Below are 17,957 nucleotides of genomic sequence, written 5' to 3'. Positions count from 1 at the left end.
CCCGATGCCTCAATTCCAATCTGCAGCACATGCGGCGCCGGGGCGCGGAGCTGTTGCTCGGAGCGCAAAAAGGCGGCTCCCCCATTTGAACCTCGGGGAAACCGCCTTGCCATGCAAGCTGGGGAGCCGTTAGGCGCTCAGTGCGTCCCTAAACCATCCGGTGATCGTTGAGGGGTGGGTGATGGCCGTACCAACAACCACGGCAAAAGCGCCGGCGTCCAGGGCCGCGCGGGCCTGGGCGGGGGAGTGGATGCGTCCTTCAGCGATCAGCGGCTTGCCCAGGCTGGCGGCAGCGATCTCGGCGATGAGCTCCAGATCTGGACCATCAGTCTTGGGGCGTTCGCCCGTGTAGCCGGCCAACGTGGTGCCGATCAGGTCGGCGCCAGCCTCGGCGGCAGCAACGGCGTCCTCAAAGGAACCACAGTCCGCCATCACCAATGAGTTGGAGTTCGCGTGAATGCCGGCAATGGTTTCGGCCAGTGTTAGGCCGTCTGGACGGGGGCGGCGGGTGCCGTCGATGGCAACGATGTGGGCTCCGGCGCTGGCACAGGAAAGGGCGTGGCGCAGCGTGGGGGTGATGAAAACGCCGTCGTGCCCGTCCTTCCAGAGACCAATGACAGGAACCTCAACAGCGGCGCGTGCAAACTGGATGTCGGCGATGCCTTGGACACGGATCGCTGCGGCGCCACCGATTACTGCTGATGCCGCGATCTGTGCCATGGTGCGGGGATCGCGCATGGGCTCGCCCGGGTAGGCCTGGGCGGAGACAACAAGCTGACCGGCAAGGTCATCAAGGTTGGTCAATTTCAGCGTCACTGTAACTCCTAGAAAAAATAGAACTAATTATTTCGCAAATACCAAAGAAGCTGCGCCAACAATCGCGGCTGTGTTGCCCAAGGCTGCCTTCACGATCGGCACGGAAGCCAGCGGTGCTAGTAGTTCCACACGTGCTGCCGCTTCCATAGTGTCCCACCAAAGCTCCCCGGCATCTGCCAAGCCACCCGAGACGACCACCACCGCAGGATCAAGGATATTGATCAATCCTCCCACCGCTTGACCTGCCGCGGTTGCCGCATGGGCGATTGCCTGCAGGGCGAGGTCATCTCCGGCCCGTGCTGAATCGAACACGGCCCGGGTATCGGGGAGTGCGGCGCTGCCACCCAAACGAAGGTAAGCCGCGTGAATGGCCGGACCCGATGAAATGGCCTCAACATGTCCCGCGTGTCCGCAGGAACAGGGTAACGGCGTGCCCTCGTGGACGGCCAACGGTGAGGCGAAGTGGCCCACGTGCCCGCCCACAAAATGGTGTCCCAGCAGGGGTTGGCCGTTGACAACAAAGCTGCCGCCAACACCGGTGCCAAAGGCCACCATCAGTGCGGTGGTGGCGCCTTCCCCGGCACCGTGCCAAGCTTCGCCGAGTGCGTGGGCATGCACATCATTGACGACGGCGGACGGCAGTCCCAGCCGCTGAGTCAGTCCCGCTGTAATCGCCGTTCCGGTCCATCCGAGGATGGCGTCGGTGGCGGAAATCACGGTACCTTCGCTGGCATCGATGACGCCGGCGGAGCCTACGCCAACGGCGTCCACCACTGCGCCTTGGGCTTCGGCGCGTTCAATGAGGGAACGCACCATGGCTGCTGTGGCGTCCAGGATGGCTTCGCCGCCGTCGCGGTTCAACGTGGGGATCTGATCGGTGAGCAGCACCGAGCCGTCCTGCGCCACCACGCCGGCAGCTGTTTTGGTTCCGCCAAGGTCAACGCCAACTACGTACCGCATTGAGAAATCCTTCGAAAGTTTAGGTCAAGCAAAAACGAACACTCCCCAGCCGAATTCGCAACAGCGGATTCGGCTAGGGAGCGGAGCCGGAGTGTTCCCCCAACCGCGTCCCTGGGCCCACGCGCCCGAGGGGCCCCAACCGAATTCGCGCCAGCGGATTCGGTTGGGGAGGGCGTGGGGATTAGATCAAGCCCGTGCGCTCAAGGATGACCTTGATGGCTGCGGTCTCGTCCTCATCCAAGGCGAGCATGGGTGCACTCATGACGTTCGTCTTGATGACGCCCATCAGGACCAGTGCGGTCTTGAACGCGCCCAGGCCTGCTGCGTTGCCGGATACACGGCCAGCCTTAGGGGTGTAGACGATGTTGAAGACATCGGCGACGCGGTCCTGCTCGGCTGCAACACCGGCCCAGTCGCCGGCAACGGAGAGGTCGTACATGCGGCGGTAAGCGGCCGGGTCAACGTTACCCAGACCCGGAACAACACCCTGGGCGCCGCCGAGCAGTGCACCGTCAACAACAACTTCGTGACCCGTGAAGATGTCGAAGTTCGGGATGTCCTTGGCGCCGATAAGCAGCTGGCGGAAGGAAACATCGTCACCGGAGGAGTCCTTGACTCCGGCGATGATGCCTTCGCGGCCCAGCTCCAACAGCAGGTCGGTAGGCATCTTGAAGTGGGTGCGGACCGGAACGTCGTAGACGAACAACGGAACATCCACCGAGGCGGCTACGGTGCGGATGTGGCGGCCGGTCTCTTCAGCGTTGCTGATGGCGTAGTACTGGCTCGTGGCTACGATCGCGTCGGCACCCAAGGAGACCATGCGGCGGGCTTCTTCAACAACGCGGTTGGTGGTCTGCTCAACAGCGCCAACGAGCAGGGGGACCTGTCCGGCGTTGACGCCGGCAATGGTCTTCAGCACGGTGTCGCGCTCGTCGTTGGTCTGGTGGGTGACTTCACCTGAGGAGCCGTTGACGAACAGGCCGGTCACGCCGCCGTCGAGCAGGTGGCGGGTCAGGTTTTCCAGTGAGGGGACGTCAATGGCGCCATCAGCGGTGCGGGGGGTGCAAACGGGGGGAATGACACCCTGGAAACGGGAAGCGACGGTAGTCACGGGATTACTCCAAATTTGTGCTTGATTATTGTGGAAAAACTAGGGGTTCGCTCGCCCGGGCTGACGAATCATCGCCAGCCCGGGAGGATGGGGGGACTAGATGTGGAGGAGCGACGGCGCGGCGCCGAGAAGCTTCTTCGTGTAGTCATTGGTGGGGTTGTCGAAGATCTGCTCAGCCGAGCCCTGTTCAACAATCTCGCCGTAGTACATGACGCAGATTCGATCTGAAACATAGCGAACCGTCTGGATGTCATGGCTGATGAAGACCATGCCCAGGTTCAGTTCCTTCTTCAGGTCGGAGAGCAGGTTCAACACCTGCGCGCGGACGGAAACGTCCAGCGCGGAGGTGGGCTCATCGGCCACCATGATGTCCGGGCCCAGGGCCAACGCGCGGGCAATTGCCACACGCTGGCGCTGTCCGCCGGAAACCTGCGACGGCGTGACCTCGGCTGCCGACTGCGGCAAGCCAACCAGCGAGAGCAGTTCAGCGACCTTGGCCAGGCGCGATGCGCCGTTGCCGATGCCGTGGATAACCAGGGGATCGAGCAGGATGTCCTGGATGGTCATGCGCGGGTTCAACGCCGTGGAAGGGTCTTGGAAGACCACGGATACGGAACGGCCGAATTCCTTGCGCATGGCAGCGTTGCGCTTGATGGCGGGCTTGCCGTGGAACAACACTTCACCGGAGGTGGGTGTCTGCAAACCAACCAGAACCGAAGCCAGCGTGGACTTGCCACAGCCGGATTCGCCCACAATGCCAACGGTCTCGCCTCGGCTGATGGAGAAGTCAACGCCGTTGACGGCCTTGACGTAGCTGGGCTTGAACAGGCCGCCGGAACGCGTCCTGTGGTGGACGTGCAGGTCTTTCAGCTCGATGACCGGGGTCGTCGCGGAAACGGGCGCTGTGTGCTTGCTCATTTTGCGTTTTCCTTTTCTGTTCCGGAAACTGCCAGTGCATCCTCGGACGTGTGGCTGGCCCAGAAGTGATCGGTTGTCACACCATCACGGGTGATGGGAACAAAAGCCAACTTCTGGCTCGGATCAGCGTCGGGACGCTGTGAACGGCTGGCAAACCTGTCACCGAAGGCGAATTCACGCGGTGACGGAACCGTGCCGGGAATCTGGTGGAGGCGGACGGCGTCGGACTCAATGGAGAGCACGGCGCCGAGCAGGCCACGGGTGTATTCGTGGGTGGGGTGCGTGAGCAGTTCCGCAGCCTGGGCAGATTCAACTACCTGGCCGGCGTACATGACAGTGATCTTGTGTGCCAGAGAGGCAACCAGGGCCAAGTCATGGCTCACGAACACCATGGCAAAGCCAAGCTGCTCCCGCAGTTCATTGAGCAGGTCAACAACTTGCTTCTGAACCGTGACGTCCAAGGCGGTGGTGGGCTCATCGGCAACCACGATCTTGGGCGACCGGGAAAGCGCCATGGCGATCAGTACGCGCTGACGCTGGCCACCGGAGAGTTCGTGCGGGTAGCTCTTGAGCGTGCGCACGGGATCCAGCTTGACCAGTTCCAGCAACTCGGCCGGGGTCTTGCGGCCGTTGCGGCGGGTGAGCTGCAACATCTGGTCCTTGATCAACATGGACGGATTGAGGGAGCTCAACGCATCCTGGTAGACCATGGCGATCTGCTCGCCGCGCAGGCCCTCATACGCCTTCACGGAGCTGTGCTTCGTTACGGGGTCCAGCAGTTCCTTGCCGTCAAACTTGATGGAGCCGGTGACCACAGCGGTCTTGGGCAGCAAGCCCATGATGGCCAGGGAGGTAATGGACTTGCCACAACCGGACTCGCCCACCAGGCCCATGGTTTCGCCTTCGCGAACCGTGAAGGAGACGTTTTCCACAATGGGGGTGTCGTCAAAGCGAGCCGGGAAGCGGATGGAAAGGTTCTTTACTTCCAGAATCACGCGGGCCTCGGGGCCAACCTGCTCGAGGCGGTCGCTGCGGGACTTTTCAACAGCCTGCAGCAGGAGCAGTTCCTTATCCAGCTCGGCGAAGGGATTTTCAATCGCGGCGCGGGCTGCAGCATCAGCCTTGGCGAGCTCGAGAGCGGCAGCTGCCGATCCGTCGTCGTCCTTCACTGGAGCGGCACGCTTCAGCTTCGGGTTGACCATGGCGTCTGTGAGGCCTTCAGCCAGGATGTTCAGCGAAAGCACCGTCAGCAAGATGACCAGACCGGCAAAGGTGGTTGCCCACCAGCCGCCGGAGAGCACCAGGTTACGCCCGTAGGAGATGACGTTGCCCCAGCTGGGATCGGGATCCTGAATACCTGCGCCAAGGAAGGACAGCGAGGCCTCCAAGATGATGGCGTCGGCCACCATGACGGTAGCGAACACCAGCACGGGGGCGGCGGTGTTGCGGACAATGTGCTTCAGCATGATGTACGCGCGGCCTGCGCCGATCACACGCTCGGCACGGACATAATCCTCACCGTACTGGGAGAGCACGTTGGCTCGAACCACGCGGGCAAGCTGCGGGGTGTAAATGATGCCGATGGCCAAGATAATGGTGGGCACCGAGTTGCCAAAGGCCGTCAGCAAGACAGCGGCCAGGGCGATACCGGGGAATGCCATCAAGATGTCCATGATGCGCATGATGATCTCGTTGGTGGCCTTGGACGACGTCGCCGCGAGGGCACCGAGGGTCGCGCCAACAATGATGGCCAGGGCAACAGCGCCGAGACCGATCATGAGCGACGCCTGGGCGCCGTACATCAGGCGGGAGAGAACGTCGCGACCAATGCGGTCCGTACCAAACCAGTGGGCCCCGTTGGGAGCCGTGGCGGGGTCGCCGGTTTCCAGTGGGTCGTGAGGGGCGATCCACGGAGCCAGAATGGCCACAACAACAATGAAGATCAGGAAGATCAGGGCCAGTTTGGAGCCCACGTTAAGGGCCTTGAAGCGCAGACCAGGCGCGCTTAGCCGTTCGGCAAGTTTGCTTCGCATGACTTAGACCGTCCTGATTCGGGGGTTGATGAGCAGGTAGATAAGGTCAACCAGGATGTTCACCAGGACGAAGGTCACGGCGATGACCAGGACCACGCCTTGGACCAGGTTGGTGTCCGAGTTCGTGATGCCGTTGAGGATCTGCTGACCCATGCCCGGCAGTGAGAAAATCATTTCAATCACAACGGCGCCGCCGAGCAGGTAGCCGATGCGCAGACCCAGCACGGTCACGGGGGTGACAAGGGCGTTGCGCAGGACGTTGCGGGAAACAACGGTGGTGTAGGGGACGCCGTTGCCGATGGCCGTACGGACGTAGTCCCTATCCAGTTCTTCCACCATGGACGTGCGAACAACGCGGATCAGCGAGGCCGAAACGGGAATGGCCAAGGCCAGGGCAGGAAGGGCCATGGAGCTCATCCACCCGGAGAAACCTTCATCGGGATCGGCCATGCCGCCGGAGGGGAACCAGGAGTTATCGCCCAGGGCGAACCACTGGATCAACAAGATGCCCAACCAAAACGACGGGGTTGCAATGGCAGCAATTGAGAAGACGCGGATGACCTGGTCAACCCAGGTGTCGCGGTAGAGGGCTGCAAGAACACCGAAGATAAGTGAAATAACAACCGCAATGATCACGCCAACAAAGGTCAACTGCAAAGTTACGGGGAACGCGCTGGCAATGACCTCAGTGATGGGCTTTGCTGGCGGGAGGGTAGATCCAAAGTCGCCCGTAATGAGTCGGCCTAGATATTGAAAATACTGAATGAAGAGGGGATCGTTGAGGCCGTTGACCTGGCGGTACTGTTCCAAAGCCTCCGGGGAGGCTCCTTCACCAAGTGCGGCAACGGCACGGTCGCCGGGAGCGAACTGCAGCACCACGAAGACGAGCAGGGTTACACCCAAGATCATCAACGGCAGTGCCGCGAGCCTGCGCCCAAGCAGTCGCAAGAAATTTGCCAATGTACTTACTCCGGTTCTAATTGCAGCTTCGAGTCAAAAGAAACTGTGTGCTGCGTCATAGGAAATATGGTGTGAGACCTGAGGGGCCGCAGCCTAGTGGCCACAGCCCCCCGGGTGTGTCATGCGTGGTGAATCTGTCATGCAAAGTGAAGCAAAGCGCCGAAATTACTCGGTGCGTCCAACGCCAACGAAGGAAACGCCGGTGGTGGGCAGCGGTGCGAAGCCGCTGAGCTTCTTGGAATCCCAAGCCGTAGGCAGCTTGCGGTGGAAGATCGGGTACAGCGGTGCTTCTTCAGCGATGATGTTGATGATTTCGCTGTAGAGCTTCTTGGCGTCAGCCTCGGAAGCGGCCAGTGCTGCGTTCAGCTTGGTCTGGACTTCCTTGTACTCTGCGGTTTCGCTCCATGCGAAGCGGTTCTTGGCCCAGGTGTCGCCACGGAAGAACCAGCTGAGCAAGATGTCAGCGTCGTTACCGAAGACGGAGGGATCGCCGGGAGCGGCGACGACGTCGTAGTTCAGGCCGCCAACCTTTTCGGGTGCGTAGACAGCTGCGGAAGCCAAGGGCTCCAGCGTGGTTTCCACGCCAACGGCATCCCAGTTCTTCTTGATGAGCGGGATGACGTCCTTGACCCAGGCGGTGTCCGTGCTGGTCAGGGTCAGCTTCAGGCCGGATACGCCTGCCGCGGAGAGCAGCGACTTGGCCTTGTCTGCGTCGAAGGCGTAAACGGTGGAAGCCTTCTGGTAGTTGGGGCTTCCTTCCTGGAAGTAGGAAGAAGCAGCCGTTCCATTGCCCAGCAGGGCGGTCTTGATGATGGCTTCCTTGTCCAGGGCGTAGTGCAGGGCCTGGCGAACTTCCTTCTTGTCGAAGGGGGCCTTGGTCGTGTTGAACATGAGGAACATCAGGCCGAAGGACTGAACGGACTCAACGTCAACCTTGCCCTTGAGGGCGTCAACATCCAGGTAGGGAACATCTTCGATGGCCTGAACGCGGCCGGACTGCATTGCCGTAACGCGGGCGGATGCATCCGAGAGGAGCAGCCAGGTCATGTCCTTGGCCAGGGCCGGCTTCGGGCCGTTGTAGTCATCGTTGCGAGCAAAGACGATCTTGTCGTCCTTGGCTGCGGAAACGAACTTGTACGGGCCGGAGCCGATCGGCTTGGCGTCGAAGGCCTTCTGGTCGGCTGATGCAATGGCCTTGGGGACAACCTTGACCACGGAGATGCGGGGGCCGAAGCCGGCGAATGCGGTCTTGAGCTTGAACTCAACAGTCTTCTCGTCGACAACCTTGACGGAATCGATGAAGAAGATGAACTGTGCGAACAGGGCCTTGTTGGCCGGGTCCATGACGCGTTCGAAGGAGTAAGCAACGTCTTCGGTGGTGACCGGGGTGCCGTCGTGGAACTTGGCGCCGTCGCGAATCGTAACCTGGTAGGTCAGGTCATCGATCTTCTTGGGGTCTTCCTTGGCCAGCGCGTTGTACGGTTCACGCGTTGCCGGGTGAAGTTCAACCAAGCCTTCGAAGATGTGCAGGTTGGCGGCCAGCGGGGTGGCGCCTGAGGAGCTCATGGGGTCGAAACCCGTGGAGAGCGAGTAGGAGATGCCGGCCTCGATGGAGAGATCCTTGTTGACTGCGGCTGCGGAGCCACTGGTCTCCGTGCCCTTATCCGAGGATCCGCAAGCTGCGAGTGTTGCCGTGAACGCGGTTGCTGCTCCAAGGACTCCAGCGGCCTTGAGGAACGTGCGCCGTGAAGCGGGGCTGGAAGGCAGGTTCTGAAGAGTATTGCTCATTCTGTTGACTCACCATTTCGTCTAAAGTGTAGTTATCGGATGTAGGACGTCCGATGCTTATGAGGAAACTGTAATCGTGATCACAGCGGTTGGTCAAGTGTGTGCATGGTCTCGATTTGATCTCGGTCAACCCGACTCGCTGATGCTTGAATAGGTGCTCATCTGTGACTCATTGCCGACTTGGTATTGCAGGGCCCGGGGTCGGTTGTAGGCAAGTCGTCGGACATCCGATATTCTATGGTTTAGATCACGTTGGTTCGCGAGTGGCGGCACGGCCCGAAAGACGCAGAACGAAGACATTCAAACTGTTGGATGCATTGGGGCAAATGCTCCCAATAACACCATTAAAGTGCGGAATTCGGAGTTCCTGCAATACATATTTTCTGAGGAGTTTTGTTGTCCAATTCGACCATAACGCCGAAGGCACGGTTTAGTGCCCAGGTTCGGCTTCGCGCACTTCAGGCGGACATCATGGAGCTCATTTTGAGCCGCGATCTTGATGCTGGCGATGCCATGCCTACAGAAAGCGAACTCTGTGAAGTTTTGGGCGTTGGGCGAAACACCCTGCGCGAATCATTGAAGGTTTTGCAGGCCCTGGGTGTCATTGAAATTCGCCATGGCTTTGGGATGTTTGTAGCGCCAAGCAACTTTGATGCTCTCGCGGACGGCCTGACGTTCCGCGGCCGGCTGTCCCTGCGCCATGAGGGCCTTGAGGCATTGCAGCTTGTTGATATTCGCCAAGCGCTCGAAGCCGGTCTCATGGGTGCCTGCATTGCCATGGTCACCAAGGAGCATCTGGTTCTCATTGAGGCTGCCGTGGTGAAGATGGAGCAACTTGCCGAGCGCGGAGAAGGGTTCGCGGAAGCTGATGCGGAATTCCATCGCTTGCTCTTTGAACCCTTGGGCAACGATCTGCTCATGAACCTCATGAGTGTCTTCTGGAAGGTATACCGCAAGATCCACCTGCAGGTTGGCACCGGCGGTACCGATTTGATGCACACGGCTTCTGAACACAGAAGCATCTATGAGGCCGTCGCCGCCCAAGATGCGCCAAGGGCGGCAGCCCTGTTGAATTCCCACTTCGATGGCATCCGCGCCAAGATCAAGGAGTTCGTTGAAGCTGGCCACCCGCACGCACTCCAGGCCTAGAGTCTTAGCTAACGCACGACGCCGGACAGCCGGCCTAGGTAGGATTTCGCCCTACCAGCCGCTCCGGCGTCGTGCTTCCTAGCACCTAGGGCGCCGGCCTGCATCGCAGGCAATGACTATGTCGATGAACCGGGACTGACGTCCACCCCTCACAAGGTAATGGCGTCCCTGGCGAGCGTGAAGGTGACGGGCAAGCGCTTCTCGGCGGGAACCGTCATGTCCAAGGGATTGATGAAGGTGACCTCGAACTCTTCGTTCTTTGCGATTTTCAGGGAGGGCTTGGTGAAGTTCCAGCCATCCGGGAGGTCAATAGTTCCCACCTTGCCGCGTGGCTCGCCTGTAATGCCGTTGGCAGGTAGGACCGCAAGTACGGCACGGGCGCGTTGGGTAGGCACGGTCGGGGCAAGTTTGTAGCTGGAGCCCAGGAACGTACCCGTCGGAACAGCGGTGTAGTACAGCGTGTAAACGCCAGCAGGAAGGTCCGCCGTGGTCGGCGATCCGGCATGGCTGCTGGCCACCACTCGGACCTCGTTCCGTCCACCGGCCGCACCGCCGTTGACGAACATTGGGGTGTCGTTAACCGACCATGCGGCCTCGTATCCGGCGGTATCCACGGAAACCTCCTTCGCCAGATCGACGAGCTGGCCTTGCCGGATGGCGATGTCGACCACGCCCTGGAGCTTCGGAAGCGCTGCGTAGTACGCAGTGTCTGCCGCCTTCTGCTCGGGAGTTTGTTCATACTTCACCCAGTCGACGACAATGCTGGTGCCGTCTTCGGCGAGGTGGTCTCCGGCGTCGCCGGCCCAGTTGCCGCCGGTGGCGAGGTTTATCTGCAAGTACATGGGGCGGAGCATGCCGGCAGCCGCGGCTTGGCGGCGCTCGTTCTCCAGTGGATCCGGGTCGGTGAACAAGAGAGTCTTGTATACCTCCCCGTCGAGCAGCCACTCGAGCTTCTCTGGTGTCCGGTTGATGCCGAAAACGTGAAAGTCGTCGTTGAAGTCCGTAGCGATCATGCTGGCTCCGCCGAGGGCGTAAGGACGGTAAGTGCCGTCGCCGTCCCCATCGCCCAATCGGTACGCAAAGTGAGGGGTGCCATAGATCTTGCGGTTGCTGACATCAGCCTTTGCCGTTTCTCCTTGACTTGCCCTTTCCAGGGTGGGGGCGCCAATCAGTTCGACGACGTCGAGCTCGCCGCAGCTTGGCCAGCCAGTTCCTTGAGATGTGGAGATTCGACCGTCGAGATGAAAGTCGTGCCCCAGCATCCAAATGGCGGGGAAGGCGCCCTTGCCCTTGGGCAGGCGGGCGCGAATCTCGAGTTTGCCGTAGAGGAAGTCCTTCCGGCCATGAGTCCGGATGCTGCCGGAGTTGTACTTGACCAGACGTGCATTGGCGCCATGGCGTGCGGTATTGCGGTACTGCTCGGCAGCCGGTCTATCCGTTACGGCGATGACGAGTTGTCCATCCTTGACTCGAACATTGTCTGTGCCACTGGAATAGTGCTGCTGTTCGTTGCCGCGAATGTTCCCAAGCTCGTACTCCCACAGGTCCTTGTTGAGAGTCTTGCCGGCGAACAGTTCACGCCAGGTTTGTTCGGACGGCCCACCGGGGCTGGTGCCCTTCGGTGCGGCAAGGGCATCGGGTGCGGCTGCGCAGGCGAGCGCCATCATGCCTGCAGCGCCGACAAAAGCGCGACGACCGAGCGTTAGCCCAGCATTTCCGACATCAAGGTGCTGTGGTTCAGTTGCTTTCTCCATAAGAAATGTCCTTTTCTAGTGACGAGGTGCAGAGGAACTTACATCGATGGGTTGCATGGCCCAGAACGTTCGATCGGGAATCATGAGAACGGTAACATATGAACAAAGTTCATAGCTATTAGTGAAATATGACTTAAAAATCGGGCCTGATAGGCTGATTCTTATTATCAAAGCACATAGCTAATGTGATCGGCAACACTCTTGTCTTGTAACGCGCTTCTTCGGATTGAATGTCCGGTTCCGCGAAACAGCGCTGCGGGCCACTGTGGCGCACCGAAGGTCGGAGAGGGGTGGGAGTTGTTGGAATCGGCGGCCCAAGCGGATTTCCGCCCCGTCGCGTGGGGCGGTGGCGACCCAGGCGCCTGGGTCGGCGACCAAGAGTGGGGCAGTTAAATGAAAAAGTCCCAAACGCAATGTTTGGGACTTTTTCTTGAAGTGCGCGCGAAGGGACTCGAACCCCCAACCTCCTGATCCGTAGTCAGGTGCTCTATCCGTTGAGCTACGCACGCATATTTTGTTTCTTTGTTTCTTTGTTGACCCTCGGGCCGTGAATAACTCTAACCCAACTTAGCCGCGGAGTACAAATCGGGAAGGCTCTATTTGGCAGTGTTCCCCGACACTAGACCGGTCTAGGTGATCTAGCTCACAAATGTCGACCATAACAAAAGTGGTAATCCGCAGAAATCCGGGATTTCTGTACCAGCAACCCTAGGTACATCCCATATCCGATACCCGGGGCGGCCTATTTCCGGGTCATAGCATTTAGACACCACCTACCACCCGATGAAGGGAAACACGATGGGCCACGCGCCAGTGCAAGAACACGTTGAGCAGGCAATGACGACCCACGAGGGCTTGGCAGCCTGGGTAGCTGAGGTTGCGGCTTTGACCTTGCCGGATCATATCCGCTGGGTAGACGGGTCTGCACGGGAATATGCAGAGCTGACCGATCAGCTGGTTGTTGACGGAACTCTAACGCGGTTGAATCCGGAGCTGTTCCCTAAATCGTTCGCCGCATTCTCGGACCCCAAAGATGTGGCCCGAGTTGAAGGTCGGACCTACATCTGCTCCGAAAAAGAGCGGGATGCCGGATTCACGAACAACTGGATGAACCCGACCGCCATGAAGGCGATCCTGGATGAGAAGTTCGCCGGCTCAATGCGTGGACGCACCATGTACGTGATTCCTTTCGTCATGGGCCCCCTGCACGCCGAGGATCCCAAATTTGGCGTCGAAATCACCGACTCTGCTTACGTGGTTGCCTCCATGCGCATCATGGCCAACATTGGTACCGAGGTACTGCACAAGATCGAGGACACCAATGCGTTCTTCGTTCCGGCACTGCACTCGGTAGGCGCGCCGCTGGCTCCCGGCCAGAGCGATGTTGCCTGGCCTTGCAACGATGAGAAGTGGATTGTGCACTTCCCCGAAGAGCGCTCCATCTTCTCTTACGGCTCCGGATACGGCGGAAACGCCTTGCTCGGCAAGAAGTGCTTCGCCTTGCGCATCGCCTCCGTCATGGCACGCGATGAGGGCTGGTTGGCTGAGCACATGCTCATCCTCAAGCTCACCAGCCCGGAGAACAAGGACTACCACGTAGCTGCCGCATTCCCGTCGGCCTGTGGAAAGACCAATCTGGCCCTGATCGAGCCCACCATCCCCGGATGGAAGGCGGAGACGTTGGGAGATGACATCAATTGGATGCGCTTCGGCAAGGACGGCGAGCTGCGCGCAATCAACCCTGAGGCAGGTCTCTTTGGCGTGGCCCCCGGTACTGGCTGGTCCACCAACCCCAACGCCATGGCTGCGATCGCCAAGGGCAACTCCATTTTCACCAATGTTGCTTTGACTGACGACGGCGGCGTTTGGTGGGAGGGCATGACGGACGAGGTTCCCGGGCACCTCACGGATTGGCAGGGGAACAGCTGGACCCCTGACTCCGAGACCCCGGCTGCGCACCCCAACTCGCGCTTCTGCACCCCCATCGATCAGGTGGACATGCTCTCGCACGACTACTACTCACCTGAGGGCGTGGAAATCAACGCCATCTTGTTTGGTGGCCGTCGCAAGACCACCATCCCTTTGGTCACGCAATCTCGCGACTGGGCCAACGGCATCTTCATGGGTTCCACGCTGTCCTCGGAAACTACGGCGGCTGCAACTGGCGCCGTCGGTGTGGTCCGCCGCGATCCCATGGCCATGCTTCCGTTCATTGGCTACGACGCCGGTGACTACCTCAAGCACTGGATCGAGCTTTCCGCCAAGGCCGATCAGGCTCGCCTGCCGAAGATCTTCCTGGTGAATTGGTTCCGCCGCAACTCCAGTGGTGGATTCGCCTGGCCAGGTTTCGGTGAGAACAGCCGAGTTCTCAAGTGGGTGGTGGAACGCCTCGAAGGCACCGCTGAAGCCGTCGAGACCCCCATTGGCTTCGTTCCGGCAGAAGGATCACTGGACCTGAACGGGTTGGCGGTCCCGGCGTCGGACATGGAAGACGCACTCAAGGTGGTCCCCGCTGAATGGGAAACCGAACTGGCGGGAATCGACGAGTGGTACGCACGCTTTGGTGACTCACTGCCGGCAGCGATGGCTGCGGAGTTGACCAGCTTGAAGGCCCGCTTCGCCGCTTAGTCGTTAAAAGCAGGAGCCGAGGTTCTCCCCCTGAGCAGTAAGATTTCCCCGCTCCGGGACCCTCGGCTCCTGCTTTTGCGTTGGCAGCCTACGCGTCGGTGCCGGCGAGCCACAGATCCGGGCCGAAGACCTCGTAGTGGATCTTCGCGGAGGGAATGCCCGCCTCAATGGCTTGATTGCGGATGGCCTTCATGAATGGCAGGGGTCCGCAAACGTACATGGAAGCATTGGCTGGGAGGTCCAGGCCCTCCAAGGACATGAAGCCCTTGTGGAAGCCCTCCGCGGGTTCTTCCAGCCACAGCTGCAATTGCGCGCCGTCAATCGAGGCAACATCAGTCGTCATTTGATCGCGCAAGGCCCAGGCTGCCAGATTCCTTTCGGCGTGCAGCACCATGACTTCACGGTTGGCGCCATTGGCGGCCAGGGATCGCAGGGCAGAGGCCGAGGGAGTGCAACCAATTCCTGCGGTGGCAAAGACCACGGGTCCGTCGCCGTCGAGGGTCACATCGCCGTATGGATTGGAAAGTTCGACCACGTCCCCCACCTTGATATCTCGGTGCAGCACTGGTGAGACCTCGCCACCGTCATCGCGCTTGGTGGTGAAAACGCGACGAGTGGTCGAATCCACGTCAGCGGACAGCGAGTATTGGCGGCACTGCAACAGTCCGTCCGGCAGGGCGACCTTGACGGAAACAAACTGGCCGGGCCGTGCGATCGTAACGGCGGTGTCATCGCTCGGTTCCAAGACGAAGGTCATGGCGTCGGTGCCCGCCGGAGTCTTTTCGATAACAGTCCATGGCATCCACATCTTGTTATTGGCCTGGATGGCGTAGAGGCCCTTTTCAAGCTTGATCAAGGCGTTGGCCATGAGCCAGTAGACCTCCGTCCAGGCCTCGGCAATCTCGGCGGTGATGACGTCGGCGAGTTCCTCGGCGATGGCTTCAAAGAGGTACTTGTAAACAATCTGGTACTGGTCCTCGGTGATGCCCAGTGATGTGTGTTTGTGCGCAATTCGGCTGAGCAGCTGTTCGGGAATCATGTCTGGGTTGGCCACGAGTGCGGTGGCAAAGCCGGCAATGGAGCCGGCCAGGGCTTTCTGCTGCTCGCCGTTGTTTTGGTTGGCACGGCTGAACAGGCCGTTCAGGAGCTCGGGGTGGGCGGCAAACATCCGGTTGTAAAAGTTCGGGGTGATGGCGCCGAGCCGTGAGCCCACCAGTGGGAGGGTTGCGGCGATGAGGGGCCGTGATTTTTCCGAAAGCATCTTTACTCCTTGGATAAAAGTCAGAGTGACACTTCCAAAGTAGCATTTGATATGCGACTTTTGACACCAATAGGACTGCAATTTCTACGATTCGTAGAAAAGAGCGCGAAATGCTGCGGATTAGCCCTGTGGGCGAGTGCTTAACGTCACGGAGACGGGCCCGGTCTGGGTTTGGGGAGCCAGGCTGCTGACAGTCACATCGTCCAGCGACGCGTAAAAGGCTTCCCGTGCATGATTGAGTGCGCCGCGCAGTCCGCAGCCGTGGATTAGCGGACATTCACCGGCGACGGTTTGGCATGCGGCGACGTCGGCGTGATCATCCAAAACACGCAACACACCACCCACCGTGGCTTTTCTGCCTTCGGGGGTGATTCGCACGCCGCCGCTACGGCCACGAATGGCTTCAACCAGACCCATCTGCCGCAACTTCAGGACGGCCTTGCTGACATGGTGGTAAGGGGTCTTCACGGTCTCGGCGAGCTCACGCGTGGTAGGCAACTCCGCACCTGGCGCGGCACACAAAACCATGAGGAGCCTCAGACTCACATCAGAAAAGCTGTTAATGCGCACTAAGCAGGCCAGATCACTTTCTCGCCGGCTTCCAGGAAGGGATCGCTGTAGTCCCAGCCCTGCTCGCTCTGGCGGTAGGGGCGCACTGCCGAGACAGCAACGCCCGTGCTGTGTTCGGCCATGACGTGAATGGCATCCGTGGCATCTTCAGGAAGGTGGATGTCACAGACCACGGCGGCCGCCCGGTTTTGTTCGCGCTGTTGCCCTAGCGCCTCAAACAGGTCCGCAACCATCTCATCTGCGTCAAGATCGTTTTCCTCGTCACCATCGGCGGTGTTCGGGGCAACTGCAATCATGTTGAGTTCGTCGTCGTGGGTGAGAACCAGACCCACCGGCAAAAATGCGCCGTGTGCTTCCAGCTGCTCTGCTGCTACGCCAAGGGCGGTGCCGATCAACTTGTTCAGATCGTCCTGGACCAGCTTGTCCATTTCTGTCTGCGTGGGTTCTGTTGCTTCGTGGTCCATCAATGCTCCTGCGTGGCTTCTGTACTTCTGTTGTATCCGTGGGTTGTGGTGGTGTTACTGGCGGATGAGGTCCAGGACGGTGTCGCGCATTGTGGTCATGGTGGTGGTGTTGATGGCTTCGGCGTTGAGGCGCAGGAAGGGTTCGGTGTTGGAGGCGCGGAGGTTGAACCACCAGTCGCCGTTGGCAGCGGTGAAGGTGAGGCCGTCGAGTTCATCGATCGTGACGTCATCGCGGGTGTAGGCGTCGCGGACGCGGGTCACGGCGGCCGGGACGTCCTCGAGTTGGGAGTTGATCTCGCCGCTGGAGACGTAGGGCTCGTATTCGCGTCCCAGCTCGGAGAGCGGTTCGTCTTGTTCGCCGAGGGCGGCCAGGACGTGCATGGCGGCGAGCATGCCGGTGTCTGCGTTGAAGAAGTCGCGGAAGTAGTAGTGCGCGGAGTGTTCACCGCCGAAGACGGCGCCTTCTTCTGCCATGGTGGCTTTGATGAAGGAGTGGCCCACGCGGGTGCGCACGGCGCGTGCGCCGTCGTGCTCGATGAGCTCGGGCACGGCGCGGGAGGTGATGAGGTTGTGGATCACGGTGGGGCGTTCTTCACCACCGGCTTTGGCCCGGGCGATCTCGCGGCGGGCCACCAATGCGGTAACGGCCGAGGGGGAGACGGGGGCGCCTTGTTCGTCGATGACGAAGCAGCGATCGGCGTCGCCGTCGAAGGCCAGGCCCAGGTCCGCGCCGTGCTGGACGACGGCGGCTTGGAGGTCTACGAGGTTGGCCGGTTCCAGCGGGTTCGCGGGGTGATTGGGGAAGGTCCCGTCGAGCTCGAAGTACAGCGGGACGATCTCAAAGGGTAGTCCGGGCAGGAGCGCGTCGCCCAGGACGGCCGGGGTGGTCAGGCCGGCCATGCCGTTACCGGCGTCGACCACGATCTTCAGGGGGCGTGAGCTGGTGAGGTCTACGAGGGAACGCAGGAATTCGGCGTAGTCCTTCAAGACGTCGGCCTCGCTGATGGTCCCTTCGCTGCCGGGGGTGGTGGCGGGCAGGCCGGTGTTCAGGTAGGACTGGGCGAGATCGCGGATCTCGGTGAGCCCGGTCTCGGAGGAGAGCGGGACCGCTCCGGCCTTGGTCATTTTCATGCCGTTGTATTCGGCAGGGTTGTGGCTGGCGGTGAAGACCACGCCGGCGGCGTTGAGTACTCCGGAGGCGAAGTAGAGCTCGTCGGTGGAGATCAGGCCTAAGAGTTTCACGTTCGCGCCGCGGTTGGCGGCGCCGGTAGCGAAGACTTGGGAGAACTCGGGGGAGGAGGGGCGCATATCGCCACCAACCAGTACCGTCTGCCCACTCAGGCCCAGAACTTCCACGAACGCGGCACCCACGGCCTGCACCGAGGCAGCGGTGATGGAATCGCCCACGATCCCGCGAACGTCATAAGCCTTGAAAGAATCGGACAAATTAACCGGCGAAAAATCTTCAGTAGTCACCCCACCATGCTACCGCCGAGAAATCGCGGCCGATGTTAGGCCAAGCCGCAGTTATCCACAGTTGCACCC

14 protein-coding genes and 1 tRNA gene are annotated in these 17,957 nt (G+C 60.4%); 2 read left to right on the top strand and 13 right to left on the bottom strand.

What is annotated here, in order from left to right; translation table 11 throughout:
- Nucleotides 1-129: 129 nt before the first annotated feature.
- The 7 genes from BLV41_RS13010 to BLV41_RS12980 form a co-directional block, all read right to left on the bottom strand.
- Nucleotides 130-816, bottom strand: coding sequence for an N-acetylmannosamine-6-phosphate 2-epimerase (locus tag BLV41_RS13010; RefSeq protein WP_074711941.1), 687 nt, complete (start codon nt 814-816; stop codon nt 130-132).
- 27 nt (nt 817-843) lie between these two features.
- Nucleotides 844-1,776, bottom strand: a complete 933-nt coding sequence (locus BLV41_RS13005; protein ID WP_074711940.1) for an ROK family protein — start codon at nt 1,774-1,776, stop codon at nt 844-846.
- A 181-nt stretch (nt 1,777-1,957) separates the two neighbouring features.
- Complete coding sequence (locus tag BLV41_RS13000; RefSeq protein WP_044575691.1) at nt 1,958-2,887, bottom strand: dihydrodipicolinate synthase family protein; 930 nt, start codon at nt 2,885-2,887, stop codon at nt 1,958-1,960.
- Nucleotides 2,888-2,983: 96 nt separating this feature from the next.
- A complete protein-coding gene (locus BLV41_RS12995; RefSeq protein ID WP_044575687.1) occupies nt 2,984-3,805 on the bottom strand; it encodes an ATP-binding cassette domain-containing protein in 822 nt (273 codons plus the stop codon).
- Nucleotides 3,802-5,838, bottom strand: coding sequence for a dipeptide/oligopeptide/nickel ABC transporter permease/ATP-binding protein (locus BLV41_RS12990; RefSeq protein ID WP_074711939.1), 2,037 nt, complete (start codon nt 5,836-5,838; stop codon nt 3,802-3,804). Before BLV41_RS12990 ends, BLV41_RS12995 begins: the two co-directional genes overlap by 4 nt.
- A gap of 3 nt (nt 5,839-5,841) precedes the next feature.
- Entirely contained in the window at nt 5,842-6,798 is a 957-nt protein-coding gene (locus tag BLV41_RS12985; RefSeq protein ID WP_139244320.1) for an ABC transporter permease, read from the bottom strand.
- A gap of 165 nt (nt 6,799-6,963) precedes the next feature.
- Nucleotides 6,964-8,586 (bottom strand): ABC transporter substrate-binding protein, encoded by a 1,623-nt coding sequence (locus BLV41_RS12980; protein ID WP_074711938.1) that lies wholly within the window; start codon nt 8,584-8,586, stop codon nt 6,964-6,966.
- 396 nt (nt 8,587-8,982) lie between these two features.
- Here BLV41_RS12980 and BLV41_RS12975 point away from each other — a divergent pair, with 396 nt between their 5' ends.
- Nucleotides 8,983-9,735 carry a FadR/GntR family transcriptional regulator gene (locus BLV41_RS12975; RefSeq protein ID WP_074711937.1) on the top strand — a complete coding sequence of 251 codons (753 nt, stop codon included), beginning with the start codon at nt 8,983-8,985 and terminating at the stop codon, nt 9,733-9,735.
- Nucleotides 9,736-9,884: 149 nt separating this feature from the next.
- Here the strand turns inward: BLV41_RS12975 and BLV41_RS12970 are convergent, their stop codons facing one another.
- Together BLV41_RS12970 and BLV41_RS12965 are read right to left on the bottom strand one after the other, a co-directional pair.
- Complete coding sequence (locus BLV41_RS12970) at nt 9,885-11,489, bottom strand: glycoside hydrolase family 16 protein (protein WP_074711936.1); 1,605 nt, start codon at nt 11,487-11,489, stop codon at nt 9,885-9,887.
- Between the two features lie 436 nt (nt 11,490-11,925).
- Nucleotides 11,926-11,998, bottom strand: a tRNA-Arg gene (locus tag BLV41_RS12965).
- A gap of 289 nt (nt 11,999-12,287) precedes the next feature.
- Here BLV41_RS12965 and BLV41_RS12960 point away from each other — a divergent pair.
- A complete protein-coding gene (locus BLV41_RS12960) occupies nt 12,288-14,117 on the top strand; it encodes a phosphoenolpyruvate carboxykinase (GTP) (protein WP_074711935.1) in 1,830 nt (609 codons plus the stop codon).
- An 88-nt stretch (nt 14,118-14,205) separates the two neighbouring features.
- Here the strand turns inward: BLV41_RS12960 and BLV41_RS12955 are convergent, their stop codons facing one another.
- From BLV41_RS12955 to BLV41_RS12940, 4 genes are all read right to left on the bottom strand, one after another.
- The gene (locus BLV41_RS12955; protein ID WP_074711934.1) at nt 14,206-15,378 is read right to left on the bottom strand and encodes a globin domain-containing protein; all 1,173 of its coding nucleotides are present in this window, start codon (nt 15,376-15,378) and stop codon (nt 14,206-14,208) included.
- Nucleotides 15,379-15,498: 120 nt separating this feature from the next.
- Entirely contained in the window at nt 15,499-15,948 is a 450-nt protein-coding gene (locus BLV41_RS12950) for an RrF2 family transcriptional regulator (RefSeq protein WP_074711933.1), read from the bottom strand.
- Nucleotides 15,948-16,412, bottom strand: coding sequence for a hypothetical protein (locus BLV41_RS12945; RefSeq protein WP_074711932.1), 465 nt, complete (start codon nt 16,410-16,412; stop codon nt 15,948-15,950). Before BLV41_RS12945 ends, BLV41_RS12950 begins: the two co-directional genes overlap by 1 nt.
- Nucleotides 16,413-16,466: 54 nt before the next feature.
- Nucleotides 16,467-17,888: a phosphomannomutase/phosphoglucomutase gene (locus BLV41_RS12940; protein ID WP_074711931.1), complete on the bottom strand. Its 1,422-nt coding sequence runs from the start codon at nt 17,886-17,888 to the stop codon at nt 16,467-16,469.
- Between the last annotated feature and the right edge of the window lie 69 nt (nt 17,889-17,957).

The sequence above is a fragment of the Arthrobacter alpinus genome (assembly GCF_900105965.1).
Taxonomy (GTDB): domain Bacteria; phylum Actinomycetota; class Actinomycetes; order Actinomycetales; family Micrococcaceae; genus Specibacter; species Specibacter alpinus.
This window is presented reverse-complemented; position numbering and strand designations above follow the sequence as displayed.

Coding starts and splice junctions, on each gene's coding strand:
- BLV41_RS12990 (WP_074711939.1), bottom strand. CDS start 5,838: ATGCGAAGCAAACTTGCCGAACGGCTAAGCGCGCCTGGTCTGCGCTTC.
- BLV41_RS12945 (WP_074711932.1), bottom strand. CDS start 16,412: ATGGACCACGAAGCAACAGAACCCACGCAGACAGAAATGGACAAGCTG.
- BLV41_RS13005 (WP_074711940.1), bottom strand. CDS start 1,776: ATGCGGTACGTAGTTGGCGTTGACCTTGGCGGAACCAAAACAGCTGCC.
- BLV41_RS12970 (WP_074711936.1), bottom strand. CDS start 11,489: ATGGAGAAAGCAACTGAACCACAGCACCTTGATGTCGGAAATGCTGGG.
- BLV41_RS12995 (WP_044575687.1), bottom strand. CDS start 3,805: ATGAGCAAGCACACAGCGCCCGTTTCCGCGACGACCCCGGTCATCGAG.
- BLV41_RS12955 (WP_074711934.1), bottom strand. CDS start 15,378: ATGCTTTCGGAAAAATCACGGCCCCTCATCGCCGCAACCCTCCCACTG.
- BLV41_RS12960 (WP_074711935.1), top strand. CDS start 12,288: ATGGGCCACGCGCCAGTGCAAGAACACGTTGAGCAGGCAATGACGACC.
- BLV41_RS12980 (WP_074711938.1), bottom strand. CDS start 8,586: ATGAGCAATACTCTTCAGAACCTGCCTTCCAGCCCCGCTTCACGGCGC.